The 26,334-nt window shown below is 46.1% G+C and carries 22 protein-coding genes and 1 pseudogene; 4 read left to right on the top strand and 19 right to left on the bottom strand.

Annotated features, from left to right (window positions below):
- Positions 1 to 140 precede the first annotated feature (140 nt).
- Both ABE021_RS09725 and ABE021_RS09720 read left to right on the top strand, forming a co-directional pair.
- Entirely contained in the window at positions 141 to 2,123 is a 1,983-nt protein-coding gene (locus ABE021_RS09725) for a methyl-accepting chemotaxis protein (protein WP_430288346.1), read from the top strand.
- Positions 2,124 to 2,345: 222 nt separating this feature from the next.
- Complete coding sequence (locus ABE021_RS09720) at positions 2,346 to 3,872, top strand: glycosyltransferase family 2 protein (RefSeq protein WP_430288363.1); 1,527 nt, start codon at positions 2,346 to 2,348, stop codon at positions 3,870 to 3,872.
- A 262-nt stretch (positions 3,873 to 4,134) separates the two neighbouring features.
- On the opposite strand, the gene ABE021_RS09715 is transcribed toward ABE021_RS09720, so the two are convergent.
- From ABE021_RS09715 to ABE021_RS09640, 16 genes and pseudogenes are all read right to left on the bottom strand, one after another.
- A complete protein-coding gene (locus tag ABE021_RS09715; protein ID WP_430288345.1) occupies positions 4,135 to 4,839 on the bottom strand; it encodes a gamma-glutamyl-gamma-aminobutyrate hydrolase family protein in 705 nt (234 codons plus the stop codon).
- A 682-nt stretch (positions 4,840 to 5,521) separates the two neighbouring features.
- Entirely contained in the window at positions 5,522 to 6,643 is a 1,122-nt protein-coding gene (locus ABE021_RS09710) for a P63C domain-containing protein (RefSeq protein ID WP_430288343.1), read from the bottom strand.
- 1,102 nt (positions 6,644 to 7,745) lie between these two features.
- Positions 7,746 to 9,010 (bottom strand): annotated as a pseudogene (gene ltrA / locus ABE021_RS09705) (group II intron reverse transcriptase/maturase).
- Positions 9,011 to 9,983: 973 nt separating this feature from the next.
- Positions 9,984 to 11,162, bottom strand: coding sequence for a flagellin (locus ABE021_RS09700; RefSeq protein ID WP_430288341.1), 1,179 nt, complete (start codon positions 11,160 to 11,162; stop codon positions 9,984 to 9,986).
- A gap of 233 nt (positions 11,163 to 11,395) precedes the next feature.
- Complete coding sequence (gene csrA / locus ABE021_RS09695) at positions 11,396 to 11,617, bottom strand: carbon storage regulator CsrA (RefSeq protein ID WP_430288340.1); 222 nt, start codon at positions 11,615 to 11,617, stop codon at positions 11,396 to 11,398.
- A gap of 1 nt (position 11,618) precedes the next feature.
- Positions 11,619 to 12,062: a flagellar assembly protein FliW gene (gene fliW / locus ABE021_RS09690; RefSeq protein WP_430288338.1), complete on the bottom strand. Its 444-nt coding sequence runs from the start codon at positions 12,060 to 12,062 to the stop codon at positions 11,619 to 11,621.
- Positions 12,063 to 12,088: 26 nt separating this feature from the next.
- Positions 12,089 to 12,643 (bottom strand): DUF6470 family protein, encoded by a 555-nt coding sequence (locus ABE021_RS09685; RefSeq protein ID WP_430288336.1) that lies wholly within the window; start codon positions 12,641 to 12,643, stop codon positions 12,089 to 12,091.
- Between the two features lie 76 nt (positions 12,644 to 12,719).
- Positions 12,720 to 13,622, bottom strand: a complete 903-nt coding sequence (flgL, locus tag ABE021_RS09680; protein ID WP_430288334.1) for a flagellar hook-associated protein FlgL — start codon at positions 13,620 to 13,622, stop codon at positions 12,720 to 12,722.
- A gap of 18 nt (positions 13,623 to 13,640) precedes the next feature.
- Entirely contained in the window at positions 13,641 to 15,152 is a 1,512-nt protein-coding gene (gene flgK, locus ABE021_RS09675; RefSeq protein WP_430288332.1) for a flagellar hook-associated protein FlgK, read from the bottom strand.
- A gap of 13 nt (positions 15,153 to 15,165) precedes the next feature.
- Positions 15,166 to 15,663, bottom strand: a complete 498-nt coding sequence (locus ABE021_RS09670) for a flagellar protein FlgN (RefSeq protein ID WP_430288331.1) — start codon at positions 15,661 to 15,663, stop codon at positions 15,166 to 15,168.
- 35 nt (positions 15,664 to 15,698) lie between these two features.
- Positions 15,699 to 15,968: a flagellar biosynthesis anti-sigma factor FlgM gene (gene flgM, locus ABE021_RS09665; RefSeq protein WP_430288330.1), complete on the bottom strand. Its 270-nt coding sequence runs from the start codon at positions 15,966 to 15,968 to the stop codon at positions 15,699 to 15,701.
- 438 nt (positions 15,969 to 16,406) lie between these two features.
- Entirely contained in the window at positions 16,407 to 16,820 is a 414-nt protein-coding gene (locus tag ABE021_RS09660) for a TIGR03826 family flagellar region protein (protein ID WP_430288328.1), read from the bottom strand.
- 18 nt (positions 16,821 to 16,838) lie between these two features.
- The gene (locus tag ABE021_RS09655) at positions 16,839 to 17,450 is read right to left on the bottom strand and encodes a ComF family protein (protein WP_430288327.1); all 612 of its coding nucleotides are present in this window, start codon (positions 17,448 to 17,450) and stop codon (positions 16,839 to 16,841) included.
- Entirely contained in the window at positions 17,447 to 18,826 is a 1,380-nt protein-coding gene (locus ABE021_RS09650; protein WP_430288326.1) for a DEAD/DEAH box helicase, read from the bottom strand. Before ABE021_RS09650 ends, ABE021_RS09655 begins: the two co-directional genes overlap by 4 nt.
- Before the next feature lie 18 nt (positions 18,827 to 18,844).
- Complete coding sequence (locus tag ABE021_RS09645; RefSeq protein WP_430288325.1) at positions 18,845 to 19,699, bottom strand: DegV family protein; 855 nt, start codon at positions 19,697 to 19,699, stop codon at positions 18,845 to 18,847.
- 77 nt (positions 19,700 to 19,776) lie between these two features.
- Positions 19,777 to 21,009, bottom strand: coding sequence for an EAL and HDOD domain-containing protein (locus ABE021_RS09640; protein ID WP_430288323.1), 1,233 nt, complete (start codon positions 21,007 to 21,009; stop codon positions 19,777 to 19,779).
- 154 nt (positions 21,010 to 21,163) lie between these two features.
- Here ABE021_RS09640 and ABE021_RS09635 point away from each other — a divergent pair, with 154 nt between their 5' ends.
- On the top strand, positions 21,164 to 21,940 hold the full coding sequence (locus ABE021_RS09635) for an enoyl-CoA hydratase-related protein (RefSeq protein WP_430288321.1): 777 nt from the start codon (positions 21,164 to 21,166) through the stop codon (positions 21,938 to 21,940).
- A 212-nt stretch (positions 21,941 to 22,152) separates the two neighbouring features.
- On the opposite strand, the gene ABE021_RS09630 is transcribed toward ABE021_RS09635, so the two are convergent.
- Both ABE021_RS09630 and ABE021_RS09625 read right to left on the bottom strand, forming a co-directional pair.
- Positions 22,153 to 22,692: a hypothetical protein gene (locus ABE021_RS09630; RefSeq protein WP_430288319.1), complete on the bottom strand. Its 540-nt coding sequence runs from the start codon at positions 22,690 to 22,692 to the stop codon at positions 22,153 to 22,155.
- 63 nt (positions 22,693 to 22,755) lie between these two features.
- The gene (locus ABE021_RS09625) at positions 22,756 to 23,040 is read right to left on the bottom strand and encodes a late competence development ComFB family protein (protein WP_430288317.1); all 285 of its coding nucleotides are present in this window, start codon (positions 23,038 to 23,040) and stop codon (positions 22,756 to 22,758) included.
- 608 nt (positions 23,041 to 23,648) lie between these two features.
- On the opposite strand from ABE021_RS09625, the gene ABE021_RS09620 reads away from it, so the two are divergent.
- Complete coding sequence (locus ABE021_RS09620) at positions 23,649 to 23,990, top strand: hypothetical protein (RefSeq protein WP_430288315.1); 342 nt, start codon at positions 23,649 to 23,651, stop codon at positions 23,988 to 23,990.
- A gap of 62 nt (positions 23,991 to 24,052) precedes the next feature.
- On the opposite strand, the gene ABE021_RS09615 is transcribed toward ABE021_RS09620, so the two are convergent.
- Complete coding sequence (locus ABE021_RS09615) at positions 24,053 to 26,032, bottom strand: S9 family peptidase (protein WP_430288313.1); 1,980 nt, start codon at positions 26,030 to 26,032, stop codon at positions 24,053 to 24,055.
- Between the last annotated feature and the right edge of the window lie 302 nt (positions 26,033 to 26,334).

The following is a 26,334-nucleotide window of genomic DNA, read 5'->3' as shown; positions in this document are numbered from 1 at the left end:
AGATGCAGGCATATCCAGTACTTTTCACACACCAATAATTAAATATTCGTGATTTTCATCTTACCTTACTCAGCTTCCATGGTATACTTTACACCTAAGTATCCATTGACAAATTATTTCAACTAGAGGGGAATTTAAGAATGAGAAAATCTTTGAAATCCAAAATCATCCTATCCGCACTTTTGTTATTCTCTATTGGCATGATGCTCCTATTCTACCTGCTGGACGACCAGGTGAAGAAGTTATCATTGGAGCGCGTCGTGGATTCCAGTGGAACACTCGCGGACCAAACCGCTTTCACAGTGGAAAATTACATGGAGCAATATACTAAAGGGCTGACTGCCGTGTCCAATTCAAACGAAGTCGTCAACTTCACTGGCCCGGCCAGAGGTAAAGTCACTGAACAACAAATCATGCAAAAACTTCAAGAGACTGTGGATATATACGAGGATGCGGTTTACCTCTATTATGGCATGCCCGATAAGTTTACGGCGATGTACCCTGAAGATGATCTGACTGACTATGATCCGACATCCCGTGAGTGGTATACAGTAGCGGCTGATGAACCTGGAGTTGTCCATTGGTCCACTCCTTATCCTGATATTGAAACCGGGGAATTCGTTATCACCGGATCCTACGCAGTTGAAAAGGACGGTAAGCTGCAAGGGGTCATGGCCATCGACTTGGAACTGACTAAATTGACCAACTTGCTGACTTCCATGGACATCCCTTTTGGCGGATACCCGATTCTCTATGACCAGGAAGGTACCGCTATTTCCCATCCGACTCTTAGCGGTGAAAATAGGATGGATACCCCCCACGTGAAAGGTATGTACGCTCAAGATTCCGGGGATATTGCTTACAAAAACGAAAAAGACGAGCCACAGATAAGCGTCTACTCCACAATTCCGAAATTCGGCTGGAAAGTTGGAACCGTTTACGAACAAGATCAGCTGATGGGAATGGCAAAGCAACTGAGGACATCCATTTTAGTGATTTCCATGATTACTCTCATGATGGTCGCGATTGGATTGTTCTTCATCATTGGGAAATTACTGAAGCCGATCGCCAGTTTGCGCAAATCGATGGATGCCGTCGCTGAAGGGGATTTGACGACGCATTCGGACATACAGACAAAAGATGAAATCGGCCAGTTGAGCGAACATTTCAACGAAATGATTACGAGCATGCATGGCATCATTTCAGTTGTGAACCAATCCGCTGAAAACGTGCGCATGAATTCCGAAAGCTTGAGTGCGGTCGCAGAAGAAACGAATGCTTCCAGTTCAGAAGTGGCTTATGCGGTGAACGAAATAGCTGAAGGTGCATCTAAGTCGGCACAAGACGCAGAAACGGTTACCGAACGGGCGGATGAACTCGGCCGTCAGATCACCGGCATCACAGAGCGCGCCGTATCGATGACTGAAATTGCCGAGCGTACCGGAAACATGAACGCAAACGGACAAACACAGATGGCACAGTTGCAAGAGACGTTCCAATCATCCGGTCAGAATTTGAAATCGATGAACGAAGCGATCGGGACACTTGGTGAAAAAGTGAAAGCGATTGGCAGCGTGATGGATACGATTACGGATATTTCATCCCAAACGAACTTACTTGCGTTGAATGCAAGCATCGAAGCGGCACGTGCAGGAGAACACGGGAAAGGATTCGCAGTCGTAGCAGACGAAGTCCGCAAACTCGCGGAACAATCGGCACACGCGACTAAAGATGTCCAAACGACGGTATTGCAATTGCAGGAAGAGTCACGACTCGTCACGCAACAAATGGAAGAAACGATTACGACGTTCCGTGACCAAGGCGTTGTCGTGCAAGAAACGGAGTCGACGTTCGGTCAATTGTCCGCGTTAATGGAAGACATGCAAGCATCCATCGACGCGATTTCAATCGATATCCAGAACGTGTCGCATCATAAGGATGACGTTGCCATGACAATCCAGACGATGGCGGCAACTTCTCAAGAAACCGCTGCTGCGTGTGAAGAAGTGAGTGCTTCTACTGAAGAACAGCTCCGCGCCATCCAGTCGGTGACCGATGCCGCAGAGACATTAACGAATTTGAGTGAAGAGTTGAGTCATGCAATTGATCGGTTTAAAGTGTAATAGATGAGATGTTCGGGACTGCCAGTACATTTGGCAGTCCTTTTTCATTGCACTATTCTTTTATCTCCTCTTGGTAGCGTCCAATAAGTTCTCTCTCCTCTGTTCTAATTCCATCAGAAATTCAATACTGTATAGATAGATGAGTATCCTACTTAAGAACTTGGGACTAAATGGGTATAGATTCATTTATGAAGATAGAGAGGTGGCAACAGAGGTATGGATATGCTGTTAATGGACCGTCAGGACGAGGCTTCTTCTTCGTTCACAATCAAATCCAAAGTGCGAAATACGTATATGAAACCTCGTATCGCGGTCTTCATCCCTGCCCATAACGAAGAAAGATCCATTAGGGATTGCTTGGCAGGGCTCGGTGATCAGTCTTTACCAAAAGACGTGGAAATGGATGTATTTGTCATCGCTGATAACTGTTCGGATCGGACCGAGGAGGCGGCTTTGGATGCCGGCGTCGAATTCAACTTGAGGTTGACCGTCCTCACGACTCAAAATAATAAGCAACGAAAAGTCGGAGCGCTGAATACCGCTTGGAAAAGCATCTATGGAGACCTTTTGGACTTGTATGATAAAAGACAAACAATTTATGAAGAGTATTATAAGAATTCTATCAAAGCGATCCTCGGGATGGATGCTGACAGCAGGCTTGCCCCTGGTGCCTTATCCCATCTGTGGGATGGTTTGATGAGCTCGCGTAATATCGGTGGGGTCATGGCGAAATACACAATGCGGATGCCGAAAAAGAAAAGCCTGATTTCAAAATCCGATCCCCATTACGAGGACAAAATTTCTACGGGAGAGTATGGCGGATTCCTTTCCCGATGGTGGACACATCAGCAAAAACAAGACATGGCAAGCTGGCTGCTGGATTTGCAGTACAGTGGCGGCAGCACGTACGTCCTCGGTGGGCAAGCCACATTATTTCGTCCGGAAGCACTTCAAGAGGTGATCGATGAAAACAAATTAGATGGACCTTGGCAAGATGAAAGTGATGTAGAGGACATGCTGCTGACATGGCAAATCCAGAAAAAGTGGAAAACACTCATCAGCCCAAACGCCCGCTGTTATGTAGATGCGATGAAATCCTACCATACGTTCAGACAGCAACGGAACAAGTGGCAATCCGGAACGGTGGAGTTACTGACTAACAACAATATCGGAGTGCGCTCCAAGCATCGTAGTAAAATTTGGCTATCCCAAGTGAAAACACTCATGAACTTGGTTATCCGTGTCCTATTCGTCCTATTGATCGTTCTCAGCGTCGCCACTGGCCAATTCACCTGGTCCTGGATTTGGCTCACTCCCGTTGTACTTGCCTCCATCTTAAATACAATTCTCGCCTTGAAGACACCTATGCACCGCCCTATCGACGTCCTATTCGCCGCATTACTCATCAGTCCCGAACTCTATCTATGGGTGAACCTCATCACGTTCACAAACGTATGGCTCGGTAAACTATCGGCAAACAAAAAAGACGGCTGGGCCGTTCAATACAGTGCCGAGCGAGGACAAACAAAAAGTAAACTCGCACAAGGAATAGGTGCAGTCGTGTTACTCGCTGCAGCGGCTACCTATGGATGTATTCTCCAAAGAGAATTTCTGACAAGCGAAACCGTACAAACTGCCCTTCGCCCTTATTTGCAATCAGGATGGGTCGTACTTACCTACTTAACGATTATTTCGTCCATCGCGATGATCTATCAGATTTGGAAGTTAAGGGGACGTCACAAAGCTTAGGCAAGATGTTTCAATGCGATTAGCCGCTTCAAGTTTTGCGAATAGAAGGAGTACACATTTCTCCAGCGCGTCATACCTCAGTTGGCAATCTCGTTTACATGATGGATCTTCCAATCCTTGCAGCCCTGCGCGAGCTCTCCAATTGAAAAGGCCGACGAGCTGCATTCAAGAAATGTGTTTCACGAGTGATATACCTATTCAACTAAACAGAAAAGGGACTGCCCGAGTTATGGGCAGTCCCTTTTTGTACGTTAATTAGGGTTCACGATTTTTTAGATGCGGCAACAAAGCCTTCAAACAAGTTCAATGACGTTTCATCGGATCGGTTCGAGAGCGCTTCGGGATGCCATTGCACGCTCATCACAAAACGATGCTTCGTACTTTCCAACGCTTCAATGATTCCATCCGTTGCAGTCGCCATGACTCGTAATGGTTCGGGTACATCATTCACCGCTTGGTGGTGAAGGGAGTTCACAAGAATTTCTTTAGCCGATGCGAATTCCGCGAGTCGGCTCCCCTCTGTCACTCGAACCGTATGCGTCGGATAGTTGCGATCCGCCTGCTGCTTATGCTGCAAGAGCGGTCCTTCCAAATCCGAGTAAATATGCTGATGAATCGTTCCGCCAAGCGCAACATTCAGAATCTGATGCCCTCTGCAAATGCCCAGCACCGGCATGTCCTTGCCTACTGCACACTTCGCAAGCGCCATCTCCATCGTATCGCGCTCAGGCGCAATCTTACCCAGTTCCCGTTTCGGCTCTTCCCCGAACAGAAGCGGATTCACGTCTTCCCCGCCCGTCAACAGCAAGCCATCGATCCGGTCGCAGATCTCTTCAATATCTTCAAGCCCTGCTGGCAGTACAACCGGCAATCCCCCTGCGCGCAAGATCGCCCGGCTGTAGTCCGCTTTCAAGAACGTTTCTCCGTTTTCGTCTATGTCTGATGTGATGCCTATGAGTGGTTTCATGATGAAAATCTCCTTTGAGTATAAAATAGCAAAACCATCCTTGGATGCGTGGATTGTTTTGGTTGTTATTGATGTATTCCCAGGTTTGGGGGATTTCAATCTTATAGGTAGATGGTTGATAGAGTTTAATGTTATCGAAGTGGCAAGTACCTGGACCTCGTGAATTTCAGAATAGTACCTGAGTTGTGTGGGGTCCAGTAGTCGCCCCCCTTAAAATGGACACAGGAGATGTTATAGTTGTAGGAACATATTGTTACAGGAGGGGTTCATCTTGGAATTCATAAAAAAGGGCAGAAAGGGTTCAGTTCTATTAAGCAAAAACTGTCCATTTTAGTTTAGCAGTTACAGAGCCCTGCCTGTGCGCGACGAAACTTACAAATCCGCATAATTCATAATTTGCGAGGTGCACAGGCAGGAATTTCTTGTTGTCAACATGCCGCAATATGGACTTGGCAAAGCGACAAAGCACATGCCGAGTACAATCGGACAACAGACAGCAAAAAAGCGGCTTTCCCAATAAAGGGAAAACCGCTTTTTGATTGCAAGGAGTTTCCATTTTCGATAAATCAACTCCCTGTCTTCATCTAATTTTTTGATGATAACGGAAAAATTCGTGCAGTTTTTTTCGCACCAGCATTATTCTCATAAACACTTAAATAAATCAACTGTTCGCCGTATTTCTTTACTTTACATTAGTATTACTATCTATATCTTCCAACGTCAATTGATACTTATCTTGCATTTGCTTGATTTTCCTAATTTTATCAGCATATACTTCTTCAAAATTCAATTTGAAATCGTTCATGTTTTTAGATAACTTCATAACGGGTATTAAACTTTCTAAATGTTCCCGCAAATATCTTATACCGTGTTCCTCTGAAAGCAATCTGTGAATATGATATTTTCTTTTAGAGCGATCTTTTTCCGCATCATACAGCAATGGATTCTGTTTATCTATTTCTACCCACACATTTGGAGGAAGTAAGTCATAAACATACTTTCTTGTGAATTTCGCAAAATATAACGGACGTTTGGAAGTAGTAGGATCGTAAGGTAATCCATATAACTTGAACAACTGCTCGAAATACTCACTCTTAAATTCTTTAGAGTAGGGTCTTAATTCCTCTGCAATAAATTGCTCTAGCAATAGCTGAAGTTCATCTTTCCCTCTAACTTCTTGATAATTTGTTGCCTCATCAATTAAAGCTGTTATACCCACTTTAGCTAGAGATCTTAAAAGAACTTTTGCTCTCTCAAGTACATGAGCCTGGTTAACACTTATTAATCCTTGTTTCTCAGCTTCCATATATAAATCACAAATGATTGGAATAGTATTTGCATCATACCATTTACCTGTCGAACCATTGAATTGAGCAACTTCAAAAGGCATGATCTGATTTAAATATTGGGGATACATCTCTGTTAATAACGTCGCTAATGATTTTGATCCTATAATTGGCGGGAACCCTTCTATTCTCGTTTCACCTTTACGTGTTCTGTCAAGAGCGCTAAACAAGCTAGTATCTTTAATAACTCTTCTACCATCATTCAGCACAGAACCAGTAAGTTTAGTGTCACCAATATTAAACTGTGATTCATTTACTACAGCTCTTGGTAATTCAATAAAGTTGTCAGAATTAAGGTGCTCAATATATTCGTCCACTGTACTACTTTGACTTGAGTTAAAGTATCTTGTTCCATTGTCGTGTATTGCTACATATACTTTTTCATTCTCTACCAAGTAAAACCCAACTTCTTGTGCATGCGGCATTTTCAAACACTTCTCAACAAATTTTATATTCATTCTAATCACCTCAACATTAATATAACATACTTTTATTACCGGTCCAATAGTTTTATTTTTTCTAAAAAAGGCGGACCTCCATCTTGAAAGTAATTAATCTGTTATCAAACTGTTTCGATTCAACTAAGAAAAGTGTATGAAGCATTGGCTAGGAACCATTCTTCTTCCAATTATCACTAAACAACAGACTACAAAAATGCGGCTTACCCGATTAAGGGTGGCCGCTTTTCCTATTGATTGGAGTTTACCTTTTTCTATAAATTAATAACTCATCTGATCATACGCATTGAAAAAGTTAAACCCAAGCTACTAGCCCAGTTTTCTCGCGCACGTATTATTATCATAGTCACTCAAATAGACCAGCTGTTCAGTGTTCGCTGTTCGCCGTATTCCGCTTCCAGTAACCAGGCACTGGAAGGCAATAATAGTTTTTTTATGGATGGCAAGAAATGTTGCAATCATAGTATCACCTCTCTTGAGTAAAAGACTAAACAGGTGGCAGCTTCACTGCAAGGGCAATTCGTTTTTCCATGGCTTCAATAATTCTCCGTACTCCTGTTCTAAACCTTTTATAATCACCTGATGCATTTCGAATTCCTTATTTTGCTGTGTCCTCTCCACCAGAATATGCTCATGCTCTGACGCATACTGAGCAATTTTTTTAACGCATGTAATCTCATTTCAATTTTCTCAAGCAGACTATCCTGCAGCTTGCATTATGTCAATTGCTGTTTGATGAACTCTAATTCATGGGGGATCATATTATTCATCGAAATGCTCCTCTCATATATATTCTCTGTTTAATATCGTCTCCTATTTAGAAAAGTCCACTTTGTAAATTAACAGAGTGGTGATGGTAACTATGCATAGGTATGGAAAATAACAGAACCTATAATTACTTTTTTGCTTCCCCCACGCAACTCCTTACATTACTTTCGCCTTTGGCAGATTGCTGAGAAGCTCAAGCGCAGTTATTGGGCGATCGTCTATAAAGCTGTCGATTTGCGTAAACGAGGTCAGTTATAATGATCGAGTAGGAGGGAGTAATTAACTCCCGACCTCTCACACCACCGTACGTACCGTTCGGTATACGGCGGTTCAATTAAGATGGACGACGCAAAGTTTCGTAACGAGATAATAGACTTTTGAGCCCTTGGGAACTCCAGTAGGAGTTTCCAAGGGTTCTGTGTAGTATGGGGCTTTTAGAAATTCTCCAGTAACTTTTTACGAGGGTTCCCCCATTCATAAGCTTTCCCTTCCGGGGCACCTAATCCTATGAGTTTCCTCACTTTAGTACTGGGTTTCTTCCAGTCCTTCCACATACACATGCGTAGTCTTCGGCGAATCCACGAATCGAATTTAGTAAACACACTTGGCGTATCTGCCAGAGCATAATATCCACACCATCCCATCAGATATTGGTTGAGTTTCTTTATCCGGTACTCTAACGAGTAAGGTTTCTTCCGAGAAGTAATTTCACGGATTTTATTCTTCATCCGTTTCACGCTTTCTGTGGCATTACGAAACTTGGGTTCTTTGCCGCCGGTGAAACTGAAGCCAAGGAATTTTCTCTTCCATGGACGGTCAACCGCGGATTTATTTCCATTCACTTTCAACTTCAGTTTCCCTTCGATAAATGAAGTCATAGAGTTCATCACTCGATGTCCTGCTTTCTCTGTTTTCACATAGATATTGCAGTCATCGGCATAACGGACAAATAAGTGTCCCCTTCTTTCTAATTCTTTGTCTAATTCATCTAAGACTATATTAGAAAGTAGAGGACTAAGTGGACCCCCTTGTGGTGTCCCTTCTTCACTATTCGTCACCACGCCATGTATCATAATACCTGACTTCAGATAGTTACGGATTAACTTCAGTAAACGTTTATCTTCAATTCGTTTCGCCAGTGTCCCCATGAGTCGATCATGTTTTACTTTGTCGAAGAATTTCTCCAAGTCTATATCGACTACCCAGCGATTTCCTTCTGTTAAATATCCTTTCGCCTTTCTTACCGCGTCATAGGCGCTTCGTTTTGAACGAAAGCCATAACTATGGTCTGAAAACGTTGGGTCATATAACGAGGTGAGAATCTGGACAATCGCTTGTTGAATGAGCCGGTCTATCACAGTAGGGATGCCTAATAGACGCACACCACCGTCAGGTTTTGGGATTTCGCCCCTGCGGACTGGTTGCGGTTCATAAGTTCCCTCTAACAGTTCCATTTTCATGGACTCCCAATGCTTCACGATATGCGCTCGTAGGTTTTGTACGGGCATTTCATCCACACCATGGCTACCTTTATTTCGCTCTACCCTTTTCAGGGTCAGAAAGTAGATTTTCCCGTGATAGGATCTGCCCCATCAACATTCGTCACGCCTCTTTCCGTGAACAACGGTTCTTCTTATGCCAGTTCTGCTCCAACATCTTGAAGTCCCCCATGGAATTCACTATTTCCTCCATCAAGTATGCCTGTACGGTTATCTGTGTTCATCGCAGGTTACTGAATGCCAAGAGGTTGTTCTCTCTTAATTGTTCAGCCCTTCCCATTCCTCTCGAGTTGAAATCGTACTATGGCTTCTGCTGACTTCTGACTGTTCAGCTATCCATCACTGGATAGGTTATCAAGTGTACTTGACGTATCAGTCAGACCTCCCCAGGTAAGAGCGTAGTCTTTCCCTCCATCTATCTGCTTCATTTACTCTGCGCACCCTTCGGCAGAAAGGACTTGGTTTTGTTTCGCAAACTCATCCAGTTGCGCCTAGCCTTATATGAAGTTCGTGTTCCTCAGACCGGGGGTTTGCCGCTCGCTTCCTTCTGATTCCGCGTCACCACGCACACCCTTGCGTTAAGCTAACTGTTACTTCTGCCTTCACAGTTCGGGACTCGCACCCTATAGACTACGCCCACGCTGGACGCACGAAAAAAAAGAGACTTCGCGAGGAAGTCTCTTTTTTGTAAGTCAAGGGTTCGATTAACGAAGAAGTTGAAGAACGCCTTGAGGCTGCTGGTTTGCTTGCGACTTGTCCCGTCATTTCTAAACGAGGTCAGACTATATCTTCATCCTGCACGTTCACAGGAGCTGGGCACTTCGAATGTTACGTCTCGTAACACCCTACGGATTTCATCGTCATAGCAGATGCCTTAGACGGTGTATCCTAGTCGTTGAACGTTCCCCACGGTTTCCCGACAGGGGCTTCGCTGCTGATTGTCCAATCTCTTCTTTTTCAAACCCTCACGTTTACCGTTTCCAGTTCCGCTGTGGTAGAAGAGCTCTCAGGAGGTTCCAGCAATTCACCCAGTAATGCTCTAACTCGTTACCAAGTTAGACGCCCGTACAACATTATCGAAGAAGTTGAAGGACCCCTTGCGAACTCTGTTGTGCTTGAGCCAACATAGCTTGTGCTGCTTGAGTCAAGATGTTGTTCTTAGTGAACGACATCATTTCTTTCGCCATATCCACGTCGCGGATACGTGATTCCGCGGCCGTTAGGTTTTCAGAAGAAGTTCCGAGGTTGTTGATTGTGTGCTCTAGACGGTTTTGTGTAGCACCGAGCTTAGAGCGCTCTGCTGAGACAGTCTCAATTGCATCATTAATTGTCTTTACTGCGCCTGACGCTGAAGATTGTGATGATATATCAATCCCCACTTTTTTACTTAAATCCGCATCAAGAGTAGTTTTGACAGTTGTATCACCGGGCTTAGCAACGTCCCCAATAGCAGTTGTGCTTAATGTAGCTCCCTCTTTTACAGAAACATTGATTTCTTTGATACTTTCTAACGCCTTCTTGATATCAGCATGGGAAGCAGTAGTTCCTGTACCAGTAGTTGCTGAAGTTGAAGCAAGAACAACTGTAATTTCATCTCCAGTTTGATTAATTGAAGCTGTTGTCTCTGTCGCAATGGCTGTATCAGTAAATTTGATAGTGATTGCTTTGCCGTCTTTACTTTGTACTTGTAAATCCGTTACACCCGCAACATCTGTCAATTCATAAGCATTCCCTTGAACGCCAAGTGATTTGGCAGCCATATTTTTAATATCTAAACTAATATCTTGTCCTGTATTAGCACCAATGTGGAACTTGCCTGAAAATCCAGCTTTGTCATCTTTACCAAGAAGATTTTTTGTGTTGAATTCAGTGTTGTCTGAAATTCTTGTAATTTCCTGTGCTAGCTGATCAACTTCTTTTTGCAATTCTGCACGGTCGGCGTCATTGTTTGTATCGTTTGAAGATTGAACAGCCAGTTCACGCATACGCTGAAGAATGTCATGTGTTTCGTTCAATGCACCCTCAGCAGTTTGAATCAAAGAAATACCATCTTGTGCGTTCTTTTGAGCCATATCCAATCCACGAATCTGTCCGCGCATTTTTTCAGAGATTGCTAGACCTGCAGCATCGTCTCCAGCTTTGTTAATTTTCAAACCAGAAGACAATTTCTCCAAGTTTTTAGAAGCGTTAGTATTGTTAGCTCCTAGTTGACGATGAGTATTCATTGCTGCGATATTGTGATTGATAATCATTGTTGTTTCCTCCTTGAGTTGTGTTAGGTTCACGTCCTTGTGAACCTGATCATTTTGTTGTTCGCTTGAGTCAGAGTGCCGGCCGAAACATCCTTCTCTTGCTTACATATCTAATATCGGATTAGTTGCATGAGTGTTTAGTAGTTTCAATAAGTTTTTCAAAAGTATTTCACTCTACCTATCTGTTTTGACACGAAATAATTCCCAAAAGAAAAAGAACCTGCAGGAGGTTCTCAGTCTTTCTTCATCCATTGTTTGAACACATTTAAATCCACTGTAATTGCTTCTGAGTTCGTTTCCGAAATGGATTGAACGAGTTCTCCGCGCAGAATCTCCACTGACTTAGGGGCTTCAATACCAATCCGGACTACATCGCCTTTCACTTCGATAATCTTCAGTTCGATGTCATCACCGATTTTTATCGTTTCGTTGGGTCTTCTTGAGAGAACGAGCATATTAACGCGCCCCCTTTTCAACTAGCTGACCGATTGGTTGTCGCAGATTGAAGTTGGCATCATTTAGAATCATTTGTTTTGCTTTGTGATTTTTGATATTGAATACGAGTGGCGCCTGCAGGTTGATTGTTGACAATTCAAATGGCTGTTTCAGTGTCATGACTGCCAGGATCATCAAGTCTTCTTGTGATTTGATCTCCAATAACTCTAACGTCGGTTCATCAATCTCAAATGAGTAGTCGTTTACTATTGTATATGGGTTTGAGACGATTAACGCGACATTTGAACTTGTTATAGATTGCATCACTTGGAAGCTGTCGTTTTCTTCGATCGGCAATAGGACGAATTGCTTTTCATCTTCAAGGCCCGGAAGTCCTTTCGGAAATGTCCACTGAGCAATGGTGTCGATATCGAGTTCGCCATGGAATTTTGTTTGGATGGTCATATGAAGTTCTCCTTTTTCGTTCTTTGTTACCCTTTCCAGTCAATCTGGATGGAGGGGTGTTGCTCCATTTGTCCGGTTACTTTCCCTCGGATGTAATCGTGGATTGGCTTGTTCACCTGAACGTTGAATACCGGTTTTTGAGCCATTGCGTTAATCGTCGTTGTACCTGGTGTAATCGACATTTGGATTTTAGAGCGATTGGCGACGAACCGCATACCCAGCGGCGCTGGAGGCGGTGTCCCATTTTGTTTGGCTAAGTCTGCAATGGTATTACCACCATTTTCAATCCGCAATAGTTGCTGCCCCTCTGCAGCACGTCTCCCCACTCCGTCTGACGCTGCTTGACGGCCTAACTGGGCATATTCTTCAGTTCGCTTAAATGCACTTTTCAAATCGATGTCTTCGCGTACTGCTGTCGTATCGATGGATAGTTGTGGCCGAGTCGTTGAAATCTCCAAAGTTGCGGCGGGTTGCTGTTGGTCAATTGTCGCCCTTGATTGTTCGATTTGCTGAACTGGCTTCTCAGTGTTGAGTCCTAGTTTTCCTGGCGTTGTTTGGATTTGGAGTTGTGGCATTTGCATGAGTGGCACCTCCTTCTATATGTAAAACAACAAATGCCAGGCACAAGAGTACCTGGCACATCTCGTGCAAAATAGATTATCTTAAGAAATCCACGAGTGAAGGCTGGATGATTCGAGCACCAACAGATAGCGCCGCACGGTGGACGGATTCCTGAGAAATCATTTCAGTAATGACTTTTTCGAAATCAATATCCTCATTCAACGACATTTGCTTTTTAGAAATCCCTTCTTGGGCTTCCAAACGGTCGTCCATTAGTTCTGCGCGGTTCTGGCGAGCACCGACGTCTGCACGTTCCGTAAGCAAGTCATCCATCATGCCATCGACTTTTCCAATTGCAGCACCGAAATCGACATTAGGGTCATCAAAGCTTTTAAACATATCATCGATTTTTTTAAATAGTTCTGCAGACTTCGAGTTAACGTTCAGATCAACGCCATCAAAGACATTTATTTTGATATCAGAAGTAAATGCAGAATTTTTCGGGTCTTTTAAATCCGGGTAGCCATTTGGTACAGTACTTGGCGGTGTAATCGTTTTATCGTGTAACGGTGAATTTGTTTTTGTACCGCTAAAGATGTATTTATCCCCGACTTTTGTATTCGCTGTATCTTGAATCTGTTGGCGAAGTTGGTCTAACTCAGATTTGATTTTCTCGCGGTCTGAATCCGTCATAGTTCCCGAGTTGGCTGCGTTTGTAACAAGTTCTTTTGTGCGGTGCAACGCTTGACCGACCTTATCAAGAGCATCATCCGTACTATCGAGCCAGTTGTTCACTTCTCCGATATTGCGTTGATATTGTGCCACCTTATCCACTTGCATACGGTAGTTCAGTCCCCGCATTGCCACGACTGGATCATCGGATGGACGATTCACTTTTTTACCGGTCGTCAACTGATCATTCAATTTCCCCATTTTACTATAACTTGACGTTAAGTTCCGGAGCATATTATTGGAAAGCATTGATTGTGTAACACGCATTGCTATGATTCCTCCTTATTATCTACCGACTATACCCATACCGTTGATGATTTTGTCTAGCGTCTCATCGACAACTGTGACCATTCGTGCGGAAGCGTTGTAGGCTTGCTGGAATTGGATCATGTTTGTCATTTCTTCGTCGAGTGATACGGCACTTATGGAATCACGGCGATTGGATACTGAAATCATGAGGGTTTGAGAGTTAAACGTCATTTTGTCTGCTTGTTGACCGTCTACGCCTAGTTCACCGATGATCCCTTGGAAATATGTTTGGATCGTGGCACCGCCCAATTGACCCTCCCCTTCTCCATTAATCTTCACAAATTGGATTCCGCCAAGTTTCTTCGCGTTTTCACCATTTCCTTCTGCGTTTTCGGCAGAAGAAGCGGCAATTTTAGATGGATCCTTGATGATTACTTCGTTCACCACCAGTTTGCCATCCGCGTTTTTGATAAAGAAGTCTTCTCCCTTAGCTGTTGAATTTAACTGGTATCCCTCTTTGTGTTGGTCATTGAATGCTTTCACAAAAGCTTTTTCCATTCGTTCCAACTTCCCGATCATATCAGGGAGAAGACCTTTTACACCTGCTCCGTCATTATAACCAAAAGTATCTACGAGCGACTTAATGCTTCCTGTATTCATCATATCTTTTACAGCAAGATCATAAGTTCCGCCACCTTTTTTAGAAAAAGAAACCCCAGTAACCGCTTCACCCGTTTTATTTACTGTCATCGTTGTATGATCTTTGCCCGCTACAAGGTTCATAGTTGTATTCGCGTCATTTGATTTCAACTTGATGGTCACGGAGCCTTCTGAAACCGCTGAAGCATTCCCACCTGATTTCGTATAACTTACTTCAATTGGCAAATAGCCTGAAAGCTCGTCGATCAATAAATCCCGTGCATCATACAGATCGTTCGGTAAGTAACCATTCGGTTCAATACTGGTGATTTGTTCATTGAGTCCCACGATTTGTTTTAAAATCGAATTGATATCTTTTGCTGCGATATCCAGTTCTTGGCCAGCATTGGTTTTCAACTCTTTTAATGATTTATTCATATAGTTGAAAGCATCTGCGACTGCATTCCCACGTTCAATAACAACCTTACGAGCTCCACCATTTTCCGGGTGGACTGCTAAGTCTTCTAAACTGCTCCAAAATTGGCTGAGTGACTTTTGCAAGCCGTATTCTGATGGCTCGTTCATAATATCTTCAACTTGCCCAATCGCTTTCGAACGTGTATCCCAGTATCCGAGCTTATTGGACTCACTACGATATTGCTGATCCACGAACCCATCCCGAATCCGTTGAATCGAACCTGCTTGAACCCCAGTTCCTAAAAATCCTGGCATCGTCCCGGCATTCAGTCCTACACCCGGGAATCCGCTTGTCGCCTGCATATTCACCCGCTGACGCGAGTAGCCGAGTGTATTCGCATTACTGATATTATGCCCTGTCGTATAAAGAGCGGACTGCTGGGTTTGCAGGCCGCGTTTGCTTGTTTCCAGTCCCATAAATGTTGAGCCCATGATGATTTCCTCCTCAAGCTTGTGAATCGAATGATGCGATTTTTTCAGTTGGCGGTTTGCCGAGTACTTCTTTTTTCGAGTAGTTCACGGATTCGGTCCGTGGACGGACCATGTCCAGCGACAGATTCACAAATTGAAGCGATTGGTAGGTGAGCTTCTGGTTCAGATCGTTCTGCCATTTCAATTCATGAATCGCGTGCAGGAGACGGTCCTTCGCCTCCTTAAGCTGTGTGTGTTCCGGCTCTTGGATGATGGTGAGTACATCTGTGATGGTCGGTTGAAGCGGTACCGGACGTCCTTGTTCGGTAAAGAAAGCGATGACTGCTGTTTCGCGGGCTTTGTCGGTCTGCAAGATGGCAGCAAGATGTGCCTGCTCGTCTTTCAGCAGCTGATCGAGTCCGCTGATGTCGTTCTTCTTGATGCGTGTGGTTTTTTCGTTTGCGATGCGCAGCAGGCTCCTATGAAGCTTCTCCAATTGGTCGAGCTGCCCTAGAATCGATTCGATTGTCATGAGGTCCCCTGCTTTCTAAAATGAAGTGCGCTCGCTTACTGTTTCGGTTGGTAATAGCCGATCAGATCGGAAGCGAGCTGTTCCGCGTCGACCTTATACGTACCCGCTTGGATCTGAGCTTTCAATGCGCTGACTTTGTCATTGCGCTGAGCTGTGATCGGGCTCGGTTCGGAGAGCTTTTTGGCCTCACTGGAAATTTCCAGACGGTCTTTCTGAATCGCCGTTCCGTTCTTCGTTTGTTCGTTTTTCACTTGGTTCGCCCGGTAAGGGTTCACGGGTTGAATGTTATTGTTTGTAATTTTCATGTTTGTTCTCGCTCCTTTCGAATAGGTTTGGCTGTTAGTTACTATTTCGGCTGATTTCCGAGTAGTTGAAGGGTCTTTTGTACGAAATTACAGATTTGCCGATATATACACCTGTATACCTACAGCTTTGACAGCGCTTTACACGTACCCGTTTTAATAGGTAATAAACTAATTCATTAGGGGGATATTAGACTGTTTTGATTTCCGTTGCAGGTGGACGCTTTCCGAGGGGGCTTGATTTCAGCCGCTTCCTTCGCTTCGCTCAGTCCAGGGTCTTCAATCTACGCTGCTCCCTCTGGAGTCGCCACCTTCCACTTCAATCAAGGTTATTGAAATAGACAACATTTATCCTATGTTCATAAATACTTCAACAAATTCCATCAATAGTTAAAAGGCAGTCCAGGCAGCCATTAAAAGACTTGCATGACTGTCAATTATTTATCTCTTACGTTCCGACAGATACGTCGCTTGGTCTTTCTGCTGAATCGCTTCTCTGAATTCCGTTGCCGCTTCGAACACTTTGAGTTCTTGTTTGATTTCAGCCGTACAGGTATCACACAGTTTTCCTTTGGATGTCAGCTTGCCGCAATTATCGCATGGATAGCCTAGATTCGGAAACATGGCGGGCTGCAGGCGTCCTTTTCGTACCCATTTGTGAAGCATGGACTCCGTCGCTTCCGTCATTTCTACGATGCGTTCGATTGTGGCTGCGCGGTTTTCGCGTTTCCGTAAGAAGCGATACACCTCTTCATATACTTGTTCTTCGTTCATTCCGCATTTGCCGCATACTTCGCGGACCCCCGTATAGTTGAAAAAGTCGCCGCATGATGGGCAATGTCTTAAATCTGCCATTTCTAGTTCCTCCTTGACTCACTTCTGGATCGATCTGATTAAGGTCACCGCTTCAACCCGTGCGGCGCCTGCTTGTTTCAAGACGCTCGCTGCGTGACGCAGTGTGGTCCCTGTCGTGTAAATGTCGTCTACAAGACGGTACGTGATCGGTTGGACAACCGCTCCGGGTGCGAGCTCGAACAGATTCTCCATTCCGAGGCGCTCTTGTTTCGACTTCTCTCCCATGACCCCTGTATTCGTCTTTTCGAGGAGTTGGATGTAAGGTCGTTTTGCGGCGTTCAATAACGTCTCCACGTGCGAAAATGTCCGGAGCCGTGCGCGTTCCGGATGCATCGGAATGGGGACAATGGTTTCCTTACTTGAAAATGAACGTCGGAGCTCGTCTCCGAATACATGGGCGAGTGCGACGTCTTGCAGGAACTTGTATTGATGGAGCCAATCCCGCATCGCGTCGTCGTATTCGTATAATGAATGAACAGCGTCCAACACGTCGCCCTCTTCTTTTATGTCGGCACGAACGAAGCGTTTTGAACAGTCGTCACAAAGTGTCTTTTTCTTTTCGAGTCCGAAGAACGACTGCCAGGAAGCCATCTCTTTGATAGGTTTCATACACAGTAAACATGGGTTCACGTGACATCGCCTCCTGCGTTCAACCGGTTGATTTCACGGCGTGCGCCATCCATTGCGTAACTGATGCCGTTATGGAACAATACGAAATCGCCAGTGGGATGGCTGACATTCCGGCCGACGCGCCCTCCGATTTGGACGAGTGCCCCTTTGTCAAAGATGGATTGTTCTGCGCCGACCACTGCCACTTGGACGTTTTTAATCGTAATGCCGCGTTCCAGAATCGTGGTCGTGAGCAATCCGGGAATTTTCCCCGCACGTAACTCTTGGACGTGCTGTTTCCGGTCCGGATGCGCTGAGTGGACAGCTCGGATCCGGTCGTCGAGTTGGCGGAATGCCTGTTCCGCTTTCATCATCAACTCAACCTCATGGAAGAATACGAGAAATGGTTCGTTCAAGTCGAGCCGTTTTCTGATCCACGCGCCAAGTGCTTCCGGCAGTTTTCCTTTGGTTAGCTGTTTGGAGTAGTTCCAAAGTGGTTCGGTTCGCGGTCCGGGAAGCGGATGGCCGTGATAGCGGCGATAGATGGTGGATACCGCACCTGTTTTCTTCATTTCCGCAAGGAGTCTGTCGGATGGTGTTGCGGTGACGAAGTGGATGGGTGCTCCAGGTTTCGCCGCTTTACGGACCGCATGCTGGAGTGTCTTCTCCGCTGTATAAGGGAACGCATCGGCTTCATCGACAAAAACCGCGTCGAATGCATGACGGAATCGGTACAACTGATGCGTTGTCGCAAGGATGAGCTGCGCATCGAACGACTTGACGTCCGCTCCGCCGTAGAGCGCTTCAAGAGAGGTGGTCGGAAATGCTGCACGCAGCCTGGGTTCGAGCTCCAAGATGACATCCACGCGGGGCGCTGCAATGCACACTCTCTTACCTGCTAACAGTAGCTTATGTATCGGTTCGAACAAGATTTCCGTTTTTCCGGAGCCGCACACTGCGTGAATGAGATGAGGACGGGCCATCACCGTACTTTCGTATAACTCTTCGGACGCGCGCTTCTGGTGTGTTGTCAATGTCCCTTCCCACGCGAGTGTGTGTTCCTTAGAGTATTCGGTTTTCGGACCTTTCCAAACGATCAGCTCTGTGCACACGGACACTCTCCCCATTTGCAGGCAGTTCCGGCAATACGCGCATGGACCTTCACAACGCAAACAATGGAAATGGGTGAATAGCAGAGGGTCCTCGTTTTCACACCGTGCACATGTACAATCCCGTTGACTGAGTATCCCTTTTTTCATCGTAACCCCTGGTATCGTTCCGATCATGCCACGATCGATATGGGCGTTAATTATCTCCATAGAAAAAGGCGTGTGCTGACGCAACCAAATGCGACCGTCCAGAAAGTCTCTGACGGCCGGATCGAATGGTTTGTTCATCCGCACACCCCCTGCTGTTTAGTTGTTCGTTTTCCGTTTGACCCAACCGAGTCCCATCGCACCTTCACCTAGATGGGTTCCTATGACAGGTCCGAAATGGCTGATGGTGAACTTGACGTCCGGGAGCCGTTCGCTCAATTCTGCCAGCCAGATTTCTGCCTCTTCGGGTTGATTGCCATGAATGATGGCGGCATCGAGCGGCATGTTCGCTGCGTCTTCAGCTAGCAAGTCGGCGATCCGTTTCATCGCTTTTTTACGCGTCCGGATTTTTTCGAAAGGCACGATGACTTTATCGACAAAATGCAGAATGGGTTTGACTTGCAGCAATCCGCCGATTAATGCTTGAGCACTCGATAATCTGCCCCCGCGTTGGAGGTGCGACAAGTCATCGACCATGAAATAGGCTCGCATCGTTTGTTTCATTTCCTCAAGTTCGTTCATGATTTCGTCCATGGAGGCACCTGCTTGGGAAAGTTCCGCTGCCCGGATCGCATAGTACCCTTGCATGTAGCAGGAAATTTCCGAATCGAAAGCGCGCACGTCCAATGTTTCATCCAATTCACCTGCTTGGACAGCTCCGGTGTATGTGCCGCTGATTCCGCTCGATAAGTGGACGGAAACGATTGCGTCCGCACCTTCTTCTTTCAGTTGTTTGAATTTCTCTGCGAACTGTCCGACGGAAGGTTGGGAAGTTTTCGGAAGCGGTCCATCTCCGCGTACTTTTTCATAGAATTCTTCAGTCGTTAAATCGATTTCTTCCTCATAATCCTGTCCATCTATCGTTACTGCGAGCGGAACAACATGGATCTGGAGCCGCTTGCGCAAGTCTTCAGGTAAGTAGGCCGTACTGTCTGTAACAACTGCAATATTCACTCTCATCAACTCCTTTCCTCATTCTAACGAATTGCATGGGAATAGGGAAACACTATGAGGCGGAAGATGAAAGTTTTTTAGTCCAGCTGACGTCCCCATCGGATCGCTTCTTGGGAATACACACATAGATCATTCATCGGGATGTCGAGTTGTGCACATAACACCTTCATGCGCGGCAAGTCGAGACGTTCGACGGCAATCACCAGTTGAAGGTAGGGCGACATCTGTGTCGGTTCACCCATGAGCGTATGCATGACGTTGTCGGATAGCGGAATGTCGTGTTCGATTTCGTGCCAATCCCGATGAAGGATCACGTCCAGCATCGAAAACATGCCAATCAGAAAGAATTCATCCGAGTTTTGGTGTCCCTTCCGTTTAGCGAGTAGTTCACACAACTTTGCACGCACAAGGGAATAGTCAACAAGCACTTTCGTCCGACCCTTCCCTTCGCCGATCCCCATTTGGTGGAGGGTGATGATATAGATCCATTTTTTTGTTTCTTGTAACCCGATCAGTATGATGGCTTGCTGGATCGATGTGATCTTCCTTGGAATGCCGAACGCATACGTATTGATGAATCTTAAAAGTTTGTATGTAAGTGACATATCTTGCGTGATGAGTCCGGCCACGTCCCGGATACTCGGCAGATCGGTATTGAGTCGGTCCATTATGCGGAAGTTGTGTTCTTCAATGACAGGGACTTCCGCACCTTTCACGATTTCGGGTGTGGCGAAGAAATACCCTTGGAATAATGTATAACCGGCTTTTTTCGCTTCCTCGAATTCAGCTGCTGTTTCAATTTTTTCTGCGAGTAATTGGACATTCGGATAGACACGGACGAAGTTTTGAATCCGTTCACGTTCTTGTCGATCGGATTGGAGAAAATCGACTTTAATGAAATCGATGATGGTGAACAACCCTTTTTCCACTTCATATTGTTTCGTCAGGACAAAGTCGTCCAGAGCAATCCGGAAGCCTTGTTTTTTCAGTTTGCGTAATTTGGTGAGCAATGTCGGGGTGATTTCGACGTCTTCCAATACTTCAATGACAACTCGCGCCGGATTCAGGTGGTCATACAGATCCTGAGCCAATAATTCCCCTGTGAAGTTGATGAAGGAAGGGTATGCGCCAGAAACGCGATCGACACCAATCGTGAGGAACGTATTGACTAACACGCCGATTGTCGCTTTTTCTGGATTCACGTTCGGAAACCGGTTCACTTCGCTGTTTCGATATAAAAGTTCGTAGCCGAAAAGGTTTCCGTTTCGATCCAAAATCGGCTGTCTGCCTACAAATACACTTGCGTCCACTGGAATTCCACCTAACTTAGTCCATTTTCCTATATTGTAGCAAATTGGAACTACATTGCAAGTTTGTTTTTATTAGATTAGTTCCTTTTTTCTGGATTCATCCGTTTTGAAATGGTATGTTTTAGGGGTGTTAAAGACCGTGGGGGTGTATGGAATGAAAACGATTTCATTGGAAAAGAAACAGGGACTCGCTTGGGTGACGTTGAATCGGCCAGAATCGATGAATGCGTTCAATTACGACATGATTCGCGAACTCGGTGAAACAGTCGAACAGATTCGGATCGATCCCGAAGTGCGTGTCGTTGTATTGACGGGGGCAGGTGATCGCGCACTCAGCGTGGGGGCTGACTTGAAAGAACGGAAGACGTTGACGGACATGGACGTAAAACGCAATCTGAATAAAATCGGAGACGTGTTCACGACGATCGATCAGCTGCCGCAGCCGACGATTGCGATGATCAATGGCTTCGCATTCGGAGGCGGGATGGAACTCGCGCTTGCTTGTGACTTCCGCTTCGCTGCAATGTCCGCAGTTATGGGGTTGACGGAAACGGGACTTGCGATCATTCCAGGCGCAGGTGGAACCCAGCGATTGCCTCGTTTAGTCGGAGAAGCGAAAGCGCTTGAGCTCATTTTGACAGCTCAGCGGTTGAGCGCATCAGATGCCGCATTGTGCGGATTGGTGACACGGACTGTCGAAGATGCTGTATTGAAAGAAGAGACTCAGGCGTTTGCCGACAAAATTCTCGCCAATGGGCCCATTGGCGTTCAGCAGGCGAAATTTGCGATTAAACAAGGAATGAAGGCGGATCTTGCGACAGGTTTGACGATTGAACGGAAAGCATACGAAATCACGATTCCGACAGAGGATCGGATGGAGGCGCTAAATGCGTTCGCCGAAAAGAGGAAGCCCGAGTTCAAAGGACGCTAAGAGAGGGAGACACGAATCTGATTTTTAGTGGATTCGTGTTTTTTCTGTTGGAGTGATGGAGGGAGAGTTCTTGCAGACGCTCGACTACGACTGGGAAGGGCTCATTCCCGCGGCAACTCAATTTCTTCGATGCGGTTACCAGCTCGCGACCAATTCATCTTTCCCCCCATTTTAAACCAAGATTGATTGGTGTGCTTCGCTTCGCTACGCATTTAAGGATGGAGTAAACACATGTCGGATGGTTCTCCGCTATATCTGGTGGTATCCTCACTGGAACCGCTCATTTCTCCGCCGCACCCGCTCGTTTCCTCTCCGTACCCGCTCGTTTCCTCTCCACACCCGCTCGTTTCCTCTCTGCATCCGCTCGTTTCTCCTCCGCACCCGCTCCTTTCCTCTCCGCACCCGCTCCTTTCCCCTCCGTACCCGCTCGTTTCTCCTCCGCACCCGCTCGTTTCCTCTCCACACCCGCTCGTTTCCTCTCTGCATCCGCTCGTTTCTCCTCCGCACCCGCTCCTTTCCTCTCCGCACCCGCTCGTTTCCCCTCCGTATCCGCTCGTTTCCCCTCCGCACCCGCTCCTTTCCTCTCCGCACCCGCTCGTTTCTCCTCCGTACCCGCTCCTTTCCTCTCTGCATCCGCTCGTTTCCCCTCCGTACCCGCTCGTTTCCCCTCCGTACCCGCTCGTTTCCCCTCCGCACCCGCTCCTTTCCTCTCCGTACCCGCTCCTTTCCTCTCCGTACCCGCTAGTAATCACCTACGAAGCGATGATTTACATACAAAAAAACACCGAAGCTGGAATACGCTTCGATGTTTTTACTTATTTGTTCGCGAACGTCTCACAGCGCGGGCTTGCAGACACGCGGGCTGCTGATTTGGCGATGATGGCGATGATCGTAGTGATTCCTTGCTGATCCGCTTCATGGGACGCGCGGACATATGGACTATATTTCGAGTTAGCGATGTAGCGGGGCGGCAGTTCATTGAGCGCGAGTGCCGCGATGTCATTCAGACATTGCTCACAATCACACGCAAGATTCATATTGTTCTTATACGACAATAAGGTATCCCGAACGACATCTTCCATTACATTTTGGACTCCCACTGCGTTCTCCTCCATTCAAATTCCCTTCCCAACTCATTTAAGCTATCCAAGCCTTCAGGGAATCTGGAAAAGTCTGGACAGTTTTCTATTACGTTCATCCTACAATATTTCCTGAATGGTTGCAATCGCTTTTGCTTTGCTGAAATTCCTAGTACCTGTAAGAAGTTTGTCCACAGACGTCTGTCTCTTCTCTATTCCAACTGCAGAATATAGTAGAAGTGTTCGGATGGAACCTCCTCAAAACGTACTCAAATCAGTATTTAGCCCGATAAGACAGTTGGCCCCGGACGCTTGTCCAATTGCGAGTGAACGTGCTGCATATAGTAGTAATGTTCGGACGAAGAACGCCGATCAAACCGATCAGTCTCTCCCATAAACATCTACAGCAATTTGAGAAGATTGTCCAAGGACGGTTGTCCAACTCTCGTAAAACTGGCGACATATACTAGTCATGTACGGACTAGGAAAATCCCTTCCTCGGTATGTCGTCACTTCACATCCACAGCAATTTGAGAAGATTGTCCGCGGACGGTTGTCCAACTCTCGTAAAAATGGAGACATATACTAACATTGTCCGGACGCATCCCATTTAAAGGAGGTGAATGAATATGGACCACGCTAAAATGCTTAATCAACTTCAAACAGCAGCAGCAGAATCTCTTCAGAGCCGAAATGTTACTTTAGGCGACATCACAATCGTTTCCGCTCTGCTGACAGAATTTGCAGTTACACTTCTCTTGTTTGAAGAAATCGAAAAATTCAACGATTTTAACAATCAACCTAATGGCACATCAGCATGCGAAAAAATCGAATTCGACAGAGCACTCGCAGACGTGTTGAAAGGCGTATGTTGTATCGAAGACGCAGTTGTCAAGAAAATCAGAGCTGGCATCGCAATCGATGCAGCCGAAGATTCAACGCCTGTTGTTGGAGATTGCTGCTCACGCTAATCCCTTCCCCTCCCCATTCAAAAACGCCTGTCCCTTCCCCCGGGACAGGCGTTTTCCTTATGTCACAAATACTTTTCAAACCAACCTGTCAGCTCATTCAAGCGCGTGATCCTCAAGTTCGGTTTCCCTGTCCTGGACAAGTTATGATCGGCTTCCGGGAACCGCACAAACTCGGTTTCTTTGTGCATGCTCTTAAGGGTGATGTAGAGCTGTTCCGCTTGTTCGATCGGACAACGCAAGTCATTTTCGGAATGAAGGATGAGCAGCGGTGTCTTCACATTCTCTGCATATTTCAATGGCGAATGCTTCCATAATGTTTCGACATCGGTCATATCCGCTTTGATTTGCCAGTCGCTGAAGTAATAGCCGATATCCGATACACCGAAGAAACTGATCCAGTTAGAAATGGATCGTTGTGTGACAGCCGCTTTAAAACGGTCCGTATGTCCGACGATCCAATTGGTCATGAAGCCGCCATAGCTGCCGCCTGTCACGCCAAGTCGGTCTTTGTCGATCCAGTCCTGCCGTTCAAGGACGTCGTCAAGCGCGTCCATGATATCCTGGTAATCGCCACCGCCATAATCTCCGCGTACTGCGTCCACGAATGCTTGACTATACCCGTGACTGCCCCGTGGATTGATGTACAGCACTCCCCATCCTTGAGCTGCAAGTACTTGCATTTCGTGGAAGAATGAGTTCCCATACATCGCATGCGGACCTCCGTGGATGTTGACGACTAGTGGATACTTACTGCCTTCCTTGTAGTTCGCAGGTTTCAAGAGCCAGCCATGGACGTCGAAGCCTCCAGCCCCTTCCAGCTGAATCGTTTCCGGCTGTATGAGAATCGTATCCGCCACATAGGTTTCATTGAAAGAAGTCAGTGCTTTCCGTTCACCTGTCGCAATGTCGAGACGATACAGTTCCCCGGGATTCACCGGGTCACTGATTGCAGCAAGTGCGAACTGGCCATTTTTCGCCACGTCATAATCGTAGACATGCTCCGACTCCGGGGATGCAGGGTACAGACTGCCTTCCAAATCCGCGAAGTAAAGGCGCACGTCGCCCATCGTCGTCACTTGGAAATACAAGTAATCGCCTTCTGTCCAGACAGCCTCAGGCGGATTCGGCCCTTGCTGATGATCCGCAACGACTGCGTCCCCAACTGGAGCATCGAGCGCTTCCGTCAGATTGAGCGTCGTCCTGTTTTCGCAGTCATAGACGTACAGTTCAGAGTGCGTTGCGTTTTCAAACGTCCGATCCGATCCTCCGTAAGCAATATAACGATCGTTTTCAGAAAATGCTGCACCGCCAAAATACCCTTGTTCATCGACAAGTACAGTTTCCTCTTTTGTTTCAACGTCAACAAGCATCAGCGGCTGACGGAAGTCGAAATCTGTGTTTTCCGTCCGGTTGACACCGATGACGAGTTTTTTGCCGCAATGGGAGACCGCTTGTAATGAATGATGGAAAGGATCTTCTGTGAATGCTGTAATCTCTCCGCTTTCAAGATCGAGGCATCCAATTTGCGAATGACGGTCGTCCTTCACAAAACCTGCTCCATCGGCTTTATATTTCATCGTCGTGACGCGAAGCGCTTCAGGCTGCTTCTTTTCGTCTTTCTCTTCTTTATCCGCGAACGTTTTTCCGTCCACCACAGTACCCGAAAGCCAGATTTTCGTCCCGCATGGCGACCACAAGTAACTACTTACACCATTCTGGTAATCCGTCAACTTGCGCGCTTCCCCGCCCGTTGAATGCATGACAAATAGTTGGTTCTTGTCATCCCGCGTCGACAAAAACGCCACCCGGCTCCCATCCGGTGACCATTGCGGCTGGGAAACCCGTTCTTTCCCATATGTCCATTGCGTGGAGTTCCCTGTGTTCACGTCGAGGTGATGCAAATGTGCATGATACGTGTTTTCTTCTTTATCGATCTGTGTCACAATAAATACCGCTTCTGAGGCATCCGGTGACAATACCGGATTCGTCACCGACTTCAATTTGAATAAGTCTTCTTGTTGAACCGTCTGTTTTGCTGTCATTGTCATTCCTCCCCTAATGTCATCTATTTCGACACCCGGAAGACTTTCCCTTTTATTCTTGTGAATTTTTCATGAGGGTTTGAGGTTTTTTTACCTTGTTACATAGGGGGCTCTCACATTATTTGTTTATTGAAACGCGACGCAACGAATCGGGGATGTCGGCCAAGCTGTCTCATAGAACAGTTTTTACGGATAAAAGCGCATCGTTCGGATTATGTGTTTCTGATGGCCCTTTGCAGGAATTAAGGAAATGACAGTTTGAAGCGCCTAGCTTGGGGAATTGAGCACTTGACTGGGCGAAT

It is taken from the genome of Sporosarcina gallistercoris, assembly GCF_050459885.1.
In the GTDB taxonomy this organism is placed as follows: Bacteria; Bacillota; Bacilli; order Bacillales_A; family Planococcaceae; genus Sporosarcina; species Sporosarcina gallistercoris_A.
The sequence above is the reverse complement of the archived record's forward strand: the minus strand, read 5'-3'. Positions and strand labels throughout refer to the sequence as shown.

Bases quoted from the DNA above. Each gene is read 5' to 3' on its own strand.
- ABE021_RS09715 (WP_430288345.1), bottom strand. From the start codon at position 4,839: ATGAAACCACTCATAGGCATCACATCAGACATAGACGAAAACGGAGAA.
- flgM (WP_430288330.1), bottom strand. From the start codon at position 15,968: ATGAAAATTACAAACAATAACATTCAACCCGTGAACCCTTACCGGGCG.
- ABE021_RS09635 (WP_430288321.1), top strand. From the start codon at position 21,164: ATGAAAACGATTTCATTGGAAAAGAAACAGGGACTCGCTTGGGTGACG.
- fliW (WP_430288338.1), bottom strand. From the start codon at position 12,062: ATGACCATCCAAACAAAATTCCATGGCGAACTCGATATCGACACCATT.
- ABE021_RS09685 (WP_430288336.1), bottom strand. From the start codon at position 12,643: ATGCAAATGCCACAACTCCAAATCCAAACAACGCCAGGAAAACTAGGA.
- ABE021_RS09710 (WP_430288343.1), bottom strand. From the start codon at position 6,643: ATGAATATAAAATTTGTTGAGAAGTGTTTGAAAATGCCGCATGCACAA.
- ABE021_RS09670 (WP_430288331.1), bottom strand. From the start codon at position 15,663: ATGACAATCGAATCGATTCTAGGGCAGCTCGACCAATTGGAGAAGCTT.
- ABE021_RS09725 (WP_430288346.1), top strand. From the start codon at position 141: ATGAGAAAATCTTTGAAATCCAAAATCATCCTATCCGCACTTTTGTTA.
- ABE021_RS09700 (WP_430288341.1), bottom strand. From the start codon at position 11,162: ATGATTATCAATCACAATATCGCAGCAATGAATACTCATCGTCAACTA.
- ABE021_RS09615 (WP_430288313.1), bottom strand. From the start codon at position 26,032: ATGACAGCAAAACAGACGGTTCAACAAGAAGACTTATTCAAATTGAAG.
- ABE021_RS09650 (WP_430288326.1), bottom strand. From the start codon at position 18,826: ATGAACAAACCATTCGATCCGGCCGTCAGAGACTTTCTGGACGGTCGC.
- flgK (WP_430288332.1), bottom strand. From the start codon at position 15,152: ATGGGCTCAACATTTATGGGACTGGAAACAAGCAAACGCGGCCTGCAA.
- ABE021_RS09620 (WP_430288315.1), top strand. From the start codon at position 23,649: ATGGACCACGCTAAAATGCTTAATCAACTTCAAACAGCAGCAGCAGAA.
- csrA (WP_430288340.1), bottom strand. From the start codon at position 11,617: ATGCTCGTTCTCTCAAGAAGACCCAACGAAACGATAAAAATCGGTGAT.
- ABE021_RS09660 (WP_430288328.1), bottom strand. From the start codon at position 16,820: ATGGCAGATTTAAGACATTGCCCATCATGCGGCGACTTTTTCAACTAT.
- ABE021_RS09720 (WP_430288363.1), top strand. From the start codon at position 2,346: ATGCTGTTAATGGACCGTCAGGACGAGGCTTCTTCTTCGTTCACAATC.
- flgL (WP_430288334.1), bottom strand. From the start codon at position 13,622: ATGCGTGTTACACAATCAATGCTTTCCAATAATATGCTCCGGAACTTA.